General features: G+C 70.2%; 17 protein-coding genes and 2 pseudogenes. 14 read left to right on the top strand and 5 right to left on the bottom strand.

The features are described 5' to 3' along the window. The first annotated feature begins 290 nt into the window (after nucleotides 1–290). Both GSY65_RS04920 and GSY65_RS04915 read left to right on the top strand, forming a co-directional pair. Nucleotides 291–905 (top strand): DUF1349 domain-containing protein, encoded by a 615-nt coding sequence (locus tag GSY65_RS04920; protein WP_159766136.1) that lies wholly within the window; start codon nucleotides 291–293, stop codon nucleotides 903–905. A gap of 30 nt (nucleotides 906–935) precedes the next feature. After that, nucleotides 936–1,103, top strand: coding sequence for a hexameric tyrosine-coordinated heme protein (locus GSY65_RS04915; RefSeq protein ID WP_236579702.1), 168 nt, complete (start codon nucleotides 936–938; stop codon nucleotides 1,101–1,103). On the opposite strand, the gene GSY65_RS04910 is transcribed toward GSY65_RS04915, so the two are convergent. Then, nucleotides 1,085–1,390, bottom strand: coding sequence for a helix-turn-helix domain-containing protein (locus tag GSY65_RS04910; RefSeq protein WP_159766134.1), 306 nt, complete (start codon nucleotides 1,388–1,390; stop codon nucleotides 1,085–1,087). The two genes, GSY65_RS04915 and GSY65_RS04910, sit on opposite strands and share 19 nt — an antisense overlap. Before the next feature lie 61 nt (nucleotides 1,391–1,451). Between GSY65_RS04910 and GSY65_RS04905 the strand changes: the two genes are divergently transcribed. From GSY65_RS04905 to GSY65_RS04895, 3 genes are read left to right on the top strand one after another with little or no spacing between them, the layout of a single operon-like run. Further along, nucleotides 1,452–2,174 carry a metal-dependent hydrolase gene (locus GSY65_RS04905; RefSeq protein ID WP_159766133.1) on the top strand — a complete coding sequence of 241 codons (723 nt, stop codon included), beginning with the start codon at nucleotides 1,452–1,454 and terminating at the stop codon, nucleotides 2,172–2,174. Between the two features lie 29 nt (nucleotides 2,175–2,203). After that, nucleotides 2,204–2,749 carry a helix-turn-helix domain-containing protein gene (locus GSY65_RS04900; RefSeq protein ID WP_236579701.1) on the top strand — a complete coding sequence of 182 codons (546 nt, stop codon included), beginning with the start codon at nucleotides 2,204–2,206 and terminating at the stop codon, nucleotides 2,747–2,749. A gap of 16 nt (nucleotides 2,750–2,765) precedes the next feature. Then, a complete protein-coding gene (locus GSY65_RS04895) occupies nucleotides 2,766–3,827 on the top strand; it encodes a threonine aldolase family protein (protein WP_159766131.1) in 1,062 nt (353 codons plus the stop codon). A 192-nt stretch (nucleotides 3,828–4,019) separates the two neighbouring features. Here GSY65_RS04895 and GSY65_RS04890 read toward each other — a convergent pair. Continuing rightward, nucleotides 4,020–4,445 (bottom strand): annotated as a pseudogene (locus GSY65_RS04890) (transposase); the annotation flags it as partial. 1 nt (nucleotide 4,446) lies between these two features. Between GSY65_RS04890 and GSY65_RS33625 the strand changes: the two are divergent. From GSY65_RS33625 to GSY65_RS04850, 8 genes and pseudogenes are all read left to right on the top strand, one after another. After that, a pseudogene (locus tag GSY65_RS33625) lies at nucleotides 4,447–4,755 on the top strand (hypothetical protein); the annotation flags it as partial. Next, complete coding sequence (locus GSY65_RS04880; RefSeq protein ID WP_159766130.1) at nucleotides 4,749–5,504, top strand: HipA family kinase; 756 nt, start codon at nucleotides 4,749–4,751, stop codon at nucleotides 5,502–5,504. The pseudogene GSY65_RS33625 and the gene GSY65_RS04880, both read left to right, overlap by 7 nt. Further along, entirely contained in the window at nucleotides 5,501–5,911 is a 411-nt protein-coding gene (locus GSY65_RS04875; protein ID WP_159766129.1) for a DUF3037 domain-containing protein, read from the top strand. Before GSY65_RS04880 ends, GSY65_RS04875 begins: the two co-directional genes overlap by 4 nt. 178 nt (nucleotides 5,912–6,089) lie before the next feature. Next, nucleotides 6,090–6,851, top strand: coding sequence for a 3-oxoacyl-ACP reductase FabG (gene fabG / locus GSY65_RS04870; protein ID WP_159766128.1), 762 nt, complete (start codon nucleotides 6,090–6,092; stop codon nucleotides 6,849–6,851). Between the two features lie 12 nt (nucleotides 6,852–6,863). Beyond that, nucleotides 6,864–7,631, top strand: coding sequence for an SDR family oxidoreductase (locus GSY65_RS04865; protein WP_159766127.1), 768 nt, complete (start codon nucleotides 6,864–6,866; stop codon nucleotides 7,629–7,631). Between the two features lie 225 nt (nucleotides 7,632–7,856). Continuing rightward, a complete protein-coding gene (locus tag GSY65_RS04860; RefSeq protein WP_159766126.1) occupies nucleotides 7,857–9,437 on the top strand; it encodes an ABC transporter substrate-binding protein in 1,581 nt (526 codons plus the stop codon). Between the two features lie 174 nt (nucleotides 9,438–9,611). Then, a complete protein-coding gene (locus GSY65_RS04855; protein ID WP_159766125.1) occupies nucleotides 9,612–10,295 on the top strand; it encodes a uracil-DNA glycosylase in 684 nt (227 codons plus the stop codon). A 201-nt stretch (nucleotides 10,296–10,496) separates the two neighbouring features. Then, nucleotides 10,497–10,982 carry a hypothetical protein gene (locus GSY65_RS04850; protein ID WP_159775627.1) on the top strand — a complete coding sequence of 162 codons (486 nt, stop codon included), beginning with the start codon at nucleotides 10,497–10,499 and terminating at the stop codon, nucleotides 10,980–10,982. 41 nt (nucleotides 10,983–11,023) lie between these two features. Here GSY65_RS04850 and GSY65_RS04845 read toward each other — a convergent pair whose 3' ends face one another. Together GSY65_RS04845 and GSY65_RS04840 are read right to left on the bottom strand one after the other, a co-directional pair. Continuing rightward, nucleotides 11,024–11,518: a hypothetical protein gene (locus GSY65_RS04845; protein WP_159766124.1), complete on the bottom strand. Its 495-nt coding sequence runs from the start codon at nucleotides 11,516–11,518 to the stop codon at nucleotides 11,024–11,026. Nucleotides 11,519–11,655: 137 nt separating this feature from the next. After that, nucleotides 11,656–12,165: a DinB family protein gene (locus GSY65_RS04840; protein WP_159766123.1), complete on the bottom strand. Its 510-nt coding sequence runs from the start codon at nucleotides 12,163–12,165 to the stop codon at nucleotides 11,656–11,658. A gap of 79 nt (nucleotides 12,166–12,244) precedes the next feature. Between GSY65_RS04840 and GSY65_RS04835 the strand changes: the two genes are divergently transcribed. Further along, nucleotides 12,245–13,162 carry a Gfo/Idh/MocA family protein gene (locus GSY65_RS04835; protein WP_159766122.1) on the top strand — a complete coding sequence of 306 codons (918 nt, stop codon included), beginning with the start codon at nucleotides 12,245–12,247 and terminating at the stop codon, nucleotides 13,160–13,162. Between the two features lie 21 nt (nucleotides 13,163–13,183). Here GSY65_RS04835 and GSY65_RS04830 read toward each other — a convergent pair. Beyond that, nucleotides 13,184–14,058, bottom strand: a protein-coding gene (locus GSY65_RS04830; protein WP_443043178.1) for an IS5 family transposase whose coding sequence is annotated in 2 segments (ribosomal slippage) — nucleotides 13,184–13,666 and nucleotides 13,669–14,058 — 873 coding nt in all. Because the reading frame shifts where the segments join, the coding sequence is not laid out codon by codon here. Between the last annotated feature and the right edge of the window lie 8 nt (nucleotides 14,059–14,066).

Genomic DNA, 14,066 nt, shown 5'->3' with positions numbered 1-14,066 from the left:
CCGTCAGAGAGAAAGGAGCACCAGCCGGTCTGCGGCCTCACGATGAGCTGATGGCCGTCAGCCCGAGGCACCGGTGATCAGGGCGTCCGAATTCAGTAGCGTGCGTCCTGCTTCCTGGCCGTCCGAGGAACGAAAGTTCCGCTTCGCGGATACGAAGCCCAGAGCGTCGTCCTTCAGATTGCCGCGATGACATTGTCGTTCCGGAGATCCGCACGATGACTTCCTTGCGCCTGACTGCTCTCGTACCGCCGAGTCCGTAATCACGTCGTGTTGGACCTGAAAGGGCTTCTGTGAACATCTCTGTTCCGTTTCTTCCGTTCGTCCTCGCAAGCTCGAGTGGAACCGAATGGCAGGTCGACGGAGACCGTATCGAGGTCACATCCTCTCCGCAGACCGACTACTTCATCGACCCGGGCTACACCGAGGTCCCGGACGAGTACACGCGCCTGAACGCCGATACTCTGCTCGGCGAGCTCCCCGCATCGGACTTCTCCTTCGCAGCGAGGGTGAGTGTCGACTTCCAGAGCACGTTCGACGCAGGTGTCCTGCTGCTCTGGCAGGACGACCGAACGTGGGCGAAGCTGTGTTTCGAGTACTCGCCGTCCGAGGAGGGGATGGTGGTCTCGGTCGTCGCGCGGGATTTCGCCGACGACGCCAACGCCTTTGACACCCAGGCACGTTCCATCTGGCTTCGCATTGCTCGGATGGGACGTGTGATAGCCCTGCACGCCTCTCTCGACGGCAAGCGTTGGCGGATGGTGCGCGTCTTCACCTTCGGCGCCGTCGCGACGCCCATGAAGATCGGGTTCCTGGCCCAGTCGCCCAACGGCGCGGGATGCCATGTGGTCTTCGACCACATCAGTTATGCACCGGAGGCACCGAAGGAAATACGGGACGGCGCCTGATCATCTTTGTCTCCGTGTGGGTTACACCTGGTGGCCGCCCGGCTGGTGGTGAAGGCGACGCAGCCGGACGACGCCGCACGCGGCCGGTTGCGTCCCGAGTACGCCGAGAACGCGGATTCGCTCATCGCCGTCGCGCAGGTCGTGGCGGTCGCGTTCGCCACCATCGCGGCGGCGAACGACTACTGGCGCGAGGCCTGAGCGGCGGCCCGTGCCTGGCCGGGGCTCATCCCGTGGGCGGCCTTGAAGGCGTGGCTGAAGCGGGCCGGGTCGGGAAAGCCCCAGCGCCCTCCGACGGCGCCCACCGGCAGCGTGTCGAGCGCGGGACCGGTGAGGTCCCGGTGACACTGCTCCAGCCGCCGTTCACGGATCCAGCCCGAGACGGTGTGGCCTCGGTCTGCGAGCAGCTTGTACAGGTAGGGGTGACCTTGGGTGAGGCGCTGGTCCGGGGAGGGGCTGGCAAAGGGCGAGGAGTGTGTCGGCGACACCCTAGTTCGTTTTACTGAACGCTATGTTCATCGTCGGGCGTCCGTTCGTTATAGTGAACCCATGGTTCATTCAAGCCAGACAGTTCAGGGAGCTGTCCAGGTCGCCACGTACCTGGATGACACGTATCTGGATCAGGTCGAGACACAGGTGATCGCCGTGGGTGAGCGGGGCGGTGCACCGTGGGCTGCCGTCGAGCACTGCCTGTTCCATCCGCAGGGCGGCGGTCAGCCCGCCGACCGGGGCTGGCTGGACGACGTGGAGGTCGTCCCGGTCCGGGACCGGGAGTCGGGGCTGGTCGTGGCGGTGGAGCCCGACGGCGGCAAGCTGCCGCCCCTCACGGTGGGGCAGGAGGTGCGGGCGCGGATCGATGTGCAGGCCCGGGTGACGCACGCCGCGCTGCACACGGCCGGGCACCTGGTCGAGGCGGTCGGACGCCGTCAGGGCTGGGAGCTGCTCAGCAACAACCACTTCCCAGGTCAGGCCCGCATCGAGTTCCAGGCGCCACAGGAAGACGCCCGGTTGGCCGATGGGGAAGGGCGGGAGGAGGTCACCGCCGCGCTGCGGGACGCGGTGGCCGCCGCGATCGCCGACGATCTGCCGGTCTTCGCGCGGTACGAGGGTGAGGGGCGGCGCTTGGTGCACCTGGACACACTGCACTGCGTGCCGTGCGGGGGCACCCACGTGCGCAGCCTCGGCGATCTGGCCGAGGTGGTCCTGCCAACGCTGAAGGTGAAGAAGGGGTGCATCCGCGTGTCCTACAGTGCCAGCCACCGGAGCCACTGATGGCTGCGCCTGGGTCAGGTCGGCAGCCGGTGAGCAGTACCGCGGCCGCGGTCGGCGCGAAGATCCGTCTGCGCCGCCAGCAGCGCGGCATGAGCGCCGCGGAGATGGCCCGGCGAGCCGGGCTGAGCAAGGCCACTCTGTCGCAGCTGGAGGCGGGCAAGGGCAACCCGACGATCGACACCCTGGACGCGATCGCGGTCGTCCTGCGCATCCCGATCGCGGACCTGCTGGCGCGCGACGCCGACACCGGCCCCGTCTACCGGCCGGGCACGCCCGCTGAACCGGGCGAGGTCGCCCGGGAACTGCTGCGCCGCATCAGTAGCGGCAACAGCCTGGAGATCTGGCGGCTGCGCATCCCGCCCGAGACAGAGCTGACCGGCGTCCCCCACGCCACCGGCACCATCGAGCACCTGCTCATCGCAGCCGGGCACGTGACCGCCGGGCCGGTCGATGCCCCGCAGGACCTGGGCCCCGGTGACATGCTCGCCTTCGCCGGCGACGCCCCGCACTTCTACCGCACAGCCGCCGAGGCGGTGGACATCACCGTCGTCTTTGCCTCCCCCATCAGCCCCTGAGCCCAGGAACCCGCCCATGAGCACCACCACCGACATCGTCCCCTCCAATCGGGCCTTCAGCAGCGACAACATGGCGGGCGCCTCGCCCGAAATAGCGCAGGCTGTCGCTGCGGCGGCGGCCGGGCACGCCCTGCCCTACGGCAACGATCCCTTCACCGGCAGCGTCCGCCACAGGCTGAGCGAGATCTTCGAACGTGAAGTCGAGGTCTTCCCGGTCTCCACCGGAACCGCCGCGAACGGCCTGGGCCTGGCCACTCTGACCCCGCCCTGGGGCAGCGTGCTGTGCCACCCGGACAGCCACATCAACAACGACGAGTGCGGTGCGCCGGAGTTCTTCACGAACGGCGCCAAACTCGTCACGGTTCCCGGTGACGACAGCAAGATCGACCCCGACGCACTCCGCGAGGCGGTGCGCCGCAAGATCGGGGACGTGCACAGCGTGCAGCCTACGGTGGTGAGTATCAGCCAGGCCACGGAGAGCGGCAGCGTCTACACCCTCGGCGAGATCCGCCGCCTGGCCACCATCGCCAAGGACGCAGGACTGCGCGTCCACATGGACGGCGCACGCTTCGCCAACGCCCTGGACCACCTCGGCGCCACCCCGGCCGAGATGACCTGGAAGGCCGGTATCGACGTGCTGTCCTTCGGCGCCACCAAGAACGGCGCGATGACCGCCGACGCCATCGTCTCCTTCGACCCCGCACTGGCCACCGAACTCGCCTTCCGTGCCAAGCGCGCCGGACAGCTCGCCTCCAAGATGCGATTCCACGCAGCCCAGCTCGACGCCTACCTCACCGACGGCCTGTGGCTGCGCAACGCCCGCCACGCCAACGCGATGGCCACCCGGCTCGGCGACGGCCTCAAAGCCATCCCCGGCACCGAGCTCCTGGGCAGCCCGCAAGCCAACATCCTCTTCTGCCGCCTGCCCCAACAAGCAACCGAGGGACTCCTCGCCGAGGGCTACACCTTCTACCATGACCGCTGGGCGCCGGGCATCGTCCGCCTCGTCACCTCTTTCTCCCACACCCCCGAAGACGTCGACCAGTTCCTGGACGCCGCCCGCCGCCACACCGGCTGACCATCGGGCCGAACCGACAACTGTGATTGCTCTCGCGAACTTTCGTGACTGGCCGTCAACTCTTTCCAACGGCCGATCGGTGTTCGGCGGTGTTTTTCGGGTGTGACGGCGGTCCGATTGTCGCGTCGGGTGGGCGCCGGGTTCCACGGCTCCGGTGGGGCGGTGCTACTCGTAGGGATGGGAACGTGCTGGTCAGCCCGGGTCCAGAAGGGCTGCGAGTCGCTGGATCGCCTCTGTGATCACATCGGTCCAGGGCCAGTGGCGGGCGAACCCGAGGTGTCGGCGGCGGGCGGCGGCGAAGAGCAAGCGGAGCCGCAGGCGGCGGGGCTCCCGGAGCCGGGCGGCGCCGGTCAGGGCGAGCACCGGCATCCAGGCCGGCAGATCCAGGGCGATCTGGACGAGCTCCAGCCAGATCTGATTCTGCGCGTTGTCGTGCAGGGGCAGGTTGCCCAGGCCGGTTGAGCGGGCGGAGCGGATGCGGTCCTCGGCGCGGGCCCGCTGGCGGTGCCGCAGCTCCAGCTGGACGATCTTCTGACCGGTGGTGTTGGTGGCGAAGCAGGTCGAACGCAGCCCGTCGGCGTCGGTGAAGCGTAACTGGGCGCCGGGGTGCGGGCGTTCCCACGTGCAGCGGCACACCTACGCTTCGATCGTGCTGGAGGCGGGAGAATCCGTAGTGACCGTGGCGCGGTGGCTCGGTCACTCCACGCCGACGATCACCCTCGGTTACTATGCTCACTTCATGCCGGAGGCCGGAAGCAAGGGGCGAGTAACCGTTGACGGACTGCTGGGGAGGCAGGGCGATCTGCATGCCGGTCGGAACTCCCCAGATTCCCCCAGGGCTGATGGCGGGCACCTTGCACCTTTCCGTGGCTGCAAGGCGACCATGGATCGTAAGGGGAACGGCGTGGGTGGCCTGAGGAAATGCTGAGAAACGTCACTGTGACCCGCTACATCACCCCTCTGCGTGAGGGCGGTTCGCTCCCCGGGCTCGTCGAGGGCGACGACCTCGGCACCTACGTCCTGAAGTTCACCGGCGCCGGACAGGGCCGCAAGACCCTCGTCGCGGAAGTCGTCTGCGGGGAACTGGCCCGGCGGCTCGGTCTGCGCGTTCCCCGCCTCGTGACCGTCGACCTCGACCCCGTCCTCGGGCTCGGCGAGCCGGACGAGCAGGTGCAGGACCTGCTGAAGTCCAGCGGCGGAACCAACCTCGGCATGGACTTCCTGACCCGGGCGATCGGCTTCGACCCGCTCGCCTTCGAGGTGGGCCCCGAGGAGGCCGGACGGATCGTCTGGTTCGACGCGCTGATCAACAACGTCGACCGGTCCTGGCGCAACCCCAACCTGCTGATGTGGCACGGCGAGCCCTGGCTCATCGACCACGGCGCCACCATGATCTGGCACCACCACTGGCCCGGCGCCCGCGCGTCCGCAGCCAAGCCGTACGACGCCTCCGACCACGCACTCGCCCGCTTCGGCCCCGACGTCGCGACGGCCGCCGCCGCGCTCGCACCCCTGATCACCGAGGAACTCCTCGCCGAGGTGACCGCCGAGATCCCGGACGTGTGGCTGGCGGACGAGCCCGGCTTCGACACCCCGGACGCGCTGCGGCGGGCCTACGCGGAACCGCTCCTCGCCCGTGCCGCCGGCATCCACGAACGCATCGAGGGGATCAAGTGAGCGACCGCTTCCTCGCCACCGGCGCGACCGGGCAGGACGTCTACGAGTACGCGCTGCTGCGCGTCGTGCCGCGGATCGAGCGCGGCGAGTGCTTCAACGCCGGTGTCCTCGTCTACAGCCGCTCCCGGGCCGTCGTCGCCGCCCGCACCCACCTCGACGAGACCAAGCTGCTCACCCTGGACCCGGGGGCGGACGTGGCGGGCGTACGAGCCGCCCTGCGGGCCGTGGAGGGCGTCTGCGCCGGCGGCGAGGCGGCGGGCCAGGCCGCCGGTGACGACGCCGGACGGCGGTTCCGGTGGCTGGTCGCGCCGCGTTCCACGGTCGTACAGGCCGGGCTCGTGCACACGGGGCTCACCTCGGACCCGGTCGCCGAGGCCGCCCGGCTGCTCGACCTCCTGGTCCGCTGACACCCCCGGCCGGACGGCGACACGCCGCCGATCGGCCGGGCGTAAGGGATCACACCTGGTGGGGCGTTGACACGGGGTGCCAGGACTTCTAGCGTCACGTGTGCTGAAGGTACTAAGCGGTCGCTCACCGGGTGGGCGAGCCGCAGGAGCCGCATCCCAAGGGCGAGGAGAACCAGCAATGTCCACCACTGAGCAGCGTGTCGCCGTGGTCACGGGTGGCGCGCGCGGCATCGGCGCCGCGACCGCCGTACGACTGGCCGCCGAGGGCCGGGCCGTCGCGGTGATCGACCTCGACGAGGCCGCGTGCAAGGACACCGTGGAGAAGATCACGGCCGCGGGCGGCAAGGCGCTCGCGGTCGGCTGCGACGTCTCCGACGAGGCCCAGGTCGAGGCCGCCGTCACCCGTATCGCCGAGGAGCTGGGCGCCCCGACGATCCTGGTGAACAACGCGGGCGTGCTCCGCGACAACCTGCTGTTCAAGATGAGCGCCTCCGACTGGGACACGGTCATGAACGTGCACCTGCGCGGCGCCTTCCTGATGGCGAAGGCCGTCCAGAAGTACATGGTCGAGGCCAAGTTCGGGCGGATCGTCAACCTGTCCTCGTCGTCCGCGCTCGGCAACCGCGGCCAGGTCAACTACTCCGCCGCCAAAGCCGGCCTCCAGGGCTTCACCAAGACCCTCGCCATCGAGCTCGGCAAGTTCGGTGTCACCGCCAACGCCGTCGCGCCCGGCTTCATCGTCACCGACATGACCGCCGCCACCGCCGCCCGCGTCGGCATGGGCTTCGAGGACTTCCAGGCCGCGGCCGCCACCCAGATCCCGGTCCAGCGCGTCGGCCGCCCGGAGGACATCGCCGGCGCCATCGCCTACTTCACGGGCGAGGACGCCGGATTCGTCTCCGGCCAGGTGCTGTACGTCGCCGGCGGACCGCTCAACTAGAGGACCCAGAACATGACTTCGGTGGAACTCCCCGAGCTTTCGGGCAAGGTCGCCCTCATCACCGGCGCCAGCCGCGGCATCGGCTACGGCATCGCCGAGGCGCTCGTGGCACGCGGCGACCGGGTGTGCATCACGGGCCGGGGCGAGGACGCCCTCAAGGAGGCCGTCGACAAGCTCGGCGCCGACCGCGTCATCGGCGTCGCGGGCAAGGCCCACGACGAGGCCCACCAGGCCCAGGCCGTCGAGCGCACGATGGAGGCGTTCGGACGCGTCGACTTCCTGGTCAACAACGCCGGTACGAACCCGGTGTTCGGACCGATCGCCGACCTCGACCTGAACGTGGCGCGCAAGGTGTTCGAGACCAACGTCGTCTCGGCGCTCGGCTTCGCCCAGCGGACCTGGCACGCCTGGCAGAAGGACAACGGCGGCGCGATCGTCAACATCGCCTCCGTCGCCGGTGTCTCCGCCTCGCCGTTCATCGGCGCTTACGGCATCAGCAAGGCCGCCATGATCAACCTGACCCTCCAACTGGCGCACGAGTTCTCGCCGAAGGTCCGGGCCAACGCGATCGCGCCCGCCGTGGTGAAGACCAGGTTCGCCCAGGCCCTGTACGAGGGCCGGGAGGCCGAGGCTGCCTCCGCCTACCCGCTCGGCCGACTCGGCGTGCCCTCGGACATCGGCGGCGCCGCCGCGTTCCTCACCTCCGAGCAGTCCGACTGGATCACCGGCCAGACGCTCGTGGTCGACGGGGGGATCTTCCTCAACGCCGGGGTCGGCTGACCGGCGAGCGGGCCCCGTACCGCGGCGGGGCGCCGAGGGCGTTCGCGAGGGCTTCCGCCGAGTCTTCGCCATATCTCCCCGGTGCCCGCCGCGAGTCCTCACCGAGGGCTCGACCACGCCGTCACCGGGAGCCGGTCGAGGGTTCTGCCAGCCGGACGGTGGCGCCCGGCGGGGCCTGCGGTATCGTTCGGCCACTCTTGGTACGGCATTTCGAGGAGCATGCACGTGTTCAACCGGAACCGATACTTGCCGCCCCTCGCGGCGGTCGCGTCCATATCCATGGTGGCCGGATGTGGTGTGTTCTCCTCGGACGCCTCGGAGGAGAAGGCCCCCATCATCGTGGGCACCACCAGCGCGCCGAGCACGCTGGACCCCGCGGCCGCCTGGGACAGCTCCTGGGAGCTGATGCGCAACGTCTTCCAGCCGCTGCTGAACTACACCCCCGGCGGGTCCGACCCCGAGCCGGACGCCGCCGAGAGCTGCGAGTTCACCGACAACGCCAGCACGACCTACGCCTGCACGCTGCGCGAGGGCCTGCGGTTCTCCAACGGCAACAAGCTGGACGCCAAGGCCGTCAAGTACTCGTTCGACCGGATCAAGAAGATCAACGTCAACGGCGGCCCCGCCGGTCTGCTGACCACCCTGTCGCGGGTGCAGGCCAAGGGCGACCGCGAGGTGGTCTTCCACCTCAGCCAGCCGGACGCGACCTTCCCGCTCGTGCTCACGACACCCGCGATGTCCATCGTGGACCCCGCGGAGTACCCCGCGGACAAGCTCCGCGAGGACGGCGGGATCACCGGCTCCGGGCCGTACAACCTGAAGTCCTACGAAGAGGGCAAGACCGCGGAGCTGGTCGGCAACGACAACTACGAGGGCATCGCCGACCGCAAGAACTCCGCCATCACCATCCGCTACTTCCAGCAGTCGGACGAGCTGGTGAAGGCCCTCAAGGACAAGGAGATCAGCGTCGTCTACCGCGGTCTCGGGGCCAAGGACGTGGTGGACATCAAGGCCCACCGCGACGAGGAGGGCCTCCAGATCGTCGAGAACGCCACCACCGAGATCAGCTACCTGGTGTTCAACCCGAAGTACGAGTGGTCCAAGAACCCCGCCGTCCGCAAGGCGGTCGCCCAGGTCCTCGACCGGCCGGCGCTCGCCCACAACGTCTACAAGGACACCGTCGAGCCGCTGTACTCCATGATCCCGAGGGGGCTGGTCGGCCACACCACGGGCTTCTTCGACGACTACGGCAGCCCCAGCGCGTCCAAGGCCAGGAAGATCCTGGAGAACGCGGGCATCACCGAGCCCGTCCCGCTGACCCTGTGGTACACCAGCGACCGCTACGGCTCCCAGACCAAGCCCGCCTTCGAGGAGCTGAAGCGCCAGCTGGAGGAGTCGGGCCTGTTCACGGTCACGCTGAAGAGCCGCCCCTGGAAGACCTACTCCGAGGGCTACCAGAAGGGCGAGTACCCGGTCTTCGGCCGTGGCTGGAACCCCGACTTCAACGACGCCGACAACTTCATCGCCCCCTTCGTCGGCAAGCAGAACGCCCTCGGCACCCCGTACGAGTCGCCGGAGATCACCGACGAGCTGCTGCCGGAGTCCCGCGCGGAGAGCGACCGCGGAGCCGTCGGCGAGGAGTTCGAGGAGGCCCAGCAGATCCTCCTGGACGACGCCCGGCTGATCCCGCTGTGGCAGGGCAAGCTGTACGTGGCCGCGGACGAGGAGATCGCCGGCCTGGACAAGCTCATCGACCCGGCGACGATGATGACGATGTGGGAACTCTCCCGGAAGACCAGCTGGTAGGACCCGGCCACGGGCCCGACCGTCCGCCGGTCCGGCCGGTGTCCCCGGCGGGCGGACCCGATTGTCAGTGGACGCCTGTAGGTTCTGTGCTCTGACGGCGGCCGCGCCTCGCGCGGCCGTCCATGGCCGCGCGCATCGCGGTCGTGAAGTGAGCGCACACCGGAGGAAGTTGACGTGACCGACATCGCCATGCTGCCCGAGTCCTGGCGCGGGGTCCTGGGGGACGAGCTGCAGCAGCCCTACTTCAAGGAACTCACCGAGTTCGTCGAGGAGGAGCGAGCCAAGGGTCCCGTCTACCCCCCGCGCGAGGAGGTCTTCGCCGCCCTTGACGCCACGCCGTACGAGCAGGTGAAGGTGCTCGTCCTCGGCCAGGACCCCTACCACGGCGAGGGCCAGGGCCACGGCCTGTGCTTCTCGGTGCGGCCCGGTGTGAAGACCCCGCCCTCCCTGCGGAACATCTACAAGGAGATGCAGGCCGAACTGGGCACCCCGATCCCGGACAACGGCTATCTGATGCCGTGGGCCGAGCAGGGCGTGCTCCTGCTGAACGCGGTGCTCACGGTCCGCGCCGGTGAGGCGAACTCCCACAAGGGCAAGGGCTGGGAGAAGTTCACCGACGCCGTGATCCGCGCCGTCGCCGACCGGCCCGACCCGGCCGTCTTCGTGCTCTGGGGCAACTACGCGCAGAAGAAGCTCCCGCTCATCGACGAGGAGCGCCACATCGTGGTCAAGGGCGCGCACCCCTCGCCGCTGTCGGCCAAGAAGTTCTTCGGCTCCCGCCCGTTCACCCAGATCAACGACGCCGTCGCCCGGCAGGGCCACGAGCCGATCGACTGGACCATCCCGAACCTCGGCTGACACCGACGGCGCCCCGGCGGCCACCCGGCCGTTCCCGTGCGGCCGCCGGGGCGCCCCCGGCGGCCGCACGGGGCCGCCTGACCGGGATTGTCGGTGCCTGCGGCTAGGGTCCTTGGCGTCGGTGGGGACAGGCCGGGACCGGGGGCGACGAGCGTGGAGGACACGGTGGAGCGACAGGAGCAGGCGGCGCCGGACGCCACGATGACCCGCATCGGGCAGACGGTCATGCTGCACCACGGCGGGGACCGCGAGGAGGCCCGGGACCGCTTCCTGAAGCTGTGGGACGAGATCGGCGAGGACGGCGACCCGTTCCACCGCTGCACCCTGGCGCACTACATGGCGGACACCCAGGACGACCCGGTCGACGAACTGGCGTGGGACCTCAGGGCCCTGTCGGCGGCGGACGAGCTGACCGACGAGCGGGTGGCGCGGCACCACGAGGGCCTCGCGGTGCGCGGTTTCTACCCCTCGCTGCACCTGAACCTCGCCGCCGACTACGCCAAGCTCGGCCGCCCCGAGGCCGCCCGCAGCCATCTTGCCCTCGCCAGGGGCACCCTGGGCGCCCTCGCGGACGACGGCTACGGCGACGGCATCCGGGCCGCCCTCGCCCGGCTGGAGGCCCGCCTCGACGAGGAGAGCCCGTCCACCGGGGGTCAGTGGCCGGGCCCGCCCAGACAGCGGCCCTAGGGTCCTGCGGCCCGGCGCCGCGCGCCCTTCCGCCCGGCGGCTCAATGGCCGTAGACGTCCCTGCAGATGACCGCCTGAGGTGTGTCCTTGCCCCAACCGCCGTACTTGTGGCCGAGGGCGCACACGTCCCCCTTCCGCCGGGGCCCGGTCGGGACCGCCTCCGGGATCGGGGGGATCTCGACGCGCGGCCGGGACGCGGGCGGCGGGCCGGGCCGCCGTGGTGGGGCGGGCCGTTCCCGGCGGGCAGCCGGTGCCGTGGGCGTCGACGCGTCGGGCGCCGACGTGGCGGCGGGCCCGGGAGGCGGCGAGGACGCGCCCGGCGTGGGGCGCCGCGACGGGCCGATGAGTTCCAGCGCCTCCCGCGCCGGGGCCTGTACGACCTGGGTCTCGGTGGTGCCGTCGGGCCGGGGCTGCGACGACTGGGACGGAGCGGGCGGTGTCCCGGGCGGCGGCGGGCGGTGCGTGGTCACACAGCCGGTCAGAGCCGAGACGGCCACGGTGACCAGGAGCGTTGCGGTGGTGGTCGGTCGATGCACGCGCGCAACTCTGCTGGGTCCGGGCCGCTTTGGGGAGAGGGCAGGCAGAGGATGCCCCCACACGGGTGACCCCCGGGCCCACGGGCGACGCCGGTGACCCGTACGCCGGGCACGACGAGCCCCGCGCCCCCGTCGCCTCAGTGACCCGTCGTCCCGTCGATCCGTTCGCGCAGGAGGTCGGCGTGACCGTTGTGGCGGGCGTACTCCTCGATCATGTGGGTGTAGATCCACCGGAGGCTCGGCGCCTCCCCCGCTCCGTGCGCCGCCACGGCGATGTCGTCCAGGGCGGCGCGCCCCGCGGCGCGGCGAGCGACCGCGATCTCGTCCTGCCAGACGCGATACGCCTCCTCCCAGGTGTCCCGTTCGGTGAGGTGGAACTCGCCGTCCGGGTCCTCGTCGCTGAAGTAGATCGGCCCCCGGTCGTCACCGGCGAGCACCTTGCGGAACCAGATGCGCTCCACCTCCGCCATGTGCCGCACGAGCCCCATGAGGGACAGTTCCGAGGGCGGCACCGAGGCGAGTCGCAACCGGGCGTCGTCCAGCCCCCGGCACTTCAGCGCGAGAGTCTCCCGGTGGTGGTCGAGCCATCCCTCCAGCATGTCCCGCTCACCGGCGGTCACGGAGGGTTCGGTGCGCTGCGATGTCATGCACGAATCCTCACCCACTCGGCCCCCGCACGGCCACGCCTATGCTGGGTCCTCGGCACACCGTGGACGGGAGACCCCTGTGAAGGTCGGCTGCATCGGGCTCGGCGACATCGCGCGGAAGGCGTACCTGCCGGTCCTCGGCACCCAGCCGGGCGTCGAACTGCACCTGCAGACGCGGACACCCGCCACGCTCACCCGCGTCGCCGACAGCCTGCACCTTCCGCCGGGACGACGCCACGCCGACCTCGACGCGCTGCTCGCCCAGGACCTCGACGCCGCCTTCGTGCACGCGCCGACCGGCGCCCACCCCGAGATCGTGACCCGGCTGCTGGAGGCGGGCGTCCCCACCTACGTCGACAAGCCCCTCGCCTACGAACTCGCCGACTCCGAGCGCCTGGTACGGCTCGCCGAGGAGCGGAACGTGGGTCTCGCCGTCGGCTTCAACCGGAGGTACGCGCCCGGATACACCCAGTGCGCCGACCATCCGCGCGAGCTGATCCTGATGCAGAAGAACCGCATCGGCCTGCCCGAGGAGCCCCGCACGATGATCCTCGACGACTTCATCCACGTCGTCGACACCCTGCGCTTCCTGGTCCCGGGCACCGTCCAGGACATCACCGTGCGCGCCCGGACCGAGAACGGGCTGCTGCACCACGTCGTCCTCCAGCTCTCCGGGGACGGCTTCACCGCGCTCGGCGTCATGAACCGCCTCAGCGGCTCCGCGGAGGAGATCCTGGAGGTCTCCGGGCAGGACACCAAGCGTCAGGTCGTGAACCTCGCCGAGGTCATCGACCACAAGGGGCAGCCGTCCCTGCGGCGGCGCGGGGACTGGGTGCCCGTGGCCCGGCAGCGCGGCATCGAACAAGCGGTGCTCGCCTTCCTCGACGCCGTGCGCGGGGGCCAGGTGCTCAGCGCCCGGGACGCGCTGTCGACCCATGAGATGTGCGAGCGCGTCGTACGTGAGGTGGAGGACCGCTCCCGTCCCGGCCGCCGCTAGGGCGTGTATCGAATGTGCTGGTCACAGCCATTCATTGATGGCCGCTACGAGGACGGTCGCCTCGTAGCGGACCGCGAGCTTGTCGTACCTCGTGGCCACGGCCCGGTGCCTTTTGAGGCGGTTGATGCCGCACTCGACCGCGTGCCGAGCCTTGTAGTCCTGCGGGTCGAACTTCGGCGGTCGGCCGCCGCGCGAGCCGCGTTTCTTGCGGTTGCGGGCCTGGTCGGCCTTGTCCGGGATGGTGCAGCGGATCCTGCGCTGCCGCAGGTAAGCGCGGTTCTTCCGGGAGGCGTACGCCTTGTCGGCGCGCACACGATCGGGCCGGGTGCGCGGCCTGCCTGGGCCAAGACGCGGGACGCGGATCTTGTTCAGGACAGGCTCGAACTGCGGGGAGTCGCCCCGCTGGCCGGCCGTGATCACGATGGACATGGGCTTCTGGCCTTGTTCGACGGCCAGGTGCAGCTTGGTGGTCAGGCCACCGCGCGAGCGGCCGAGGCCGTGGTCGTCGGGCTCGACGCCGACGCCGCCGGGCGGCTCCTTCTGCAGCTCCCCTTTTTCCTTGCCCCGGCGGCGTGCTGGTGGGCCCGACACACCGTGGAGTCGACGTTGATGTCCCAGGTGATCAGCTCTTTCGCGTCGGCCCGGGCCTGGAGCGCGGTGAAGATCCGATGCCAGGTGCCGTCCCGCTGCCACCGCCGGAACAAGTCGTACGCCCGGCCCCACGGCCCGTACTCGGCGGGCAGGTCCCGCCACGGAACGCCAGTACGGACCCGGAACCGTATGCCGTCGATCAGCTGCCGCCTGGCCCACGTCGGCGGCCGTCCGGGCTTCTTGCCCTTCGGCAACAGCGGTTCCAGCACCGCCCATTGCGCGTCCGTCAGATCTCCACGTGCCACGAAGCAAG

The sequence above is a fragment of the Streptomyces sp. HM190 genome (genome assembly GCF_009857135.1).
In the GTDB taxonomy this organism is placed as follows: domain Bacteria; phylum Actinomycetota; class Actinomycetes; order Streptomycetales; family Streptomycetaceae; genus Streptomyces; species Streptomyces heilongjiangensis.
Note: the sequence above shows the minus strand (reverse complement) of the source record. Positions and strands in the feature narration are given on the sequence as shown.

Bases quoted from the DNA above. Each gene is read 5' to 3' on its own strand.
- fabG (WP_159766128.1), top strand. From the start codon at position 6,090: ATGTCCACCACTGAGCAGCGTGTCGCCGTGGTCACGGGTGGCGCGCGC.
- GSY65_RS04840 (WP_159766123.1), bottom strand. From the start codon at position 12,165: ATGACATCGCAGCGCACCGAACCCTCCGTGACCGCCGGTGAGCGGGAC.
- GSY65_RS04905 (WP_159766133.1), top strand. From the start codon at position 1,452: ATGGTTCATTCAAGCCAGACAGTTCAGGGAGCTGTCCAGGTCGCCACG.
- GSY65_RS04880 (WP_159766130.1), top strand. From the start codon at position 4,749: ATGCTGAGAAACGTCACTGTGACCCGCTACATCACCCCTCTGCGTGAG.
- GSY65_RS04850 (WP_159775627.1), top strand. From the start codon at position 10,497: ATGACCCGCATCGGGCAGACGGTCATGCTGCACCACGGCGGGGACCGC.
- GSY65_RS04895 (WP_159766131.1), top strand. From the start codon at position 2,766: ATGAGCACCACCACCGACATCGTCCCCTCCAATCGGGCCTTCAGCAGC.
- GSY65_RS04865 (WP_159766127.1), top strand. From the start codon at position 6,864: ATGACTTCGGTGGAACTCCCCGAGCTTTCGGGCAAGGTCGCCCTCATC.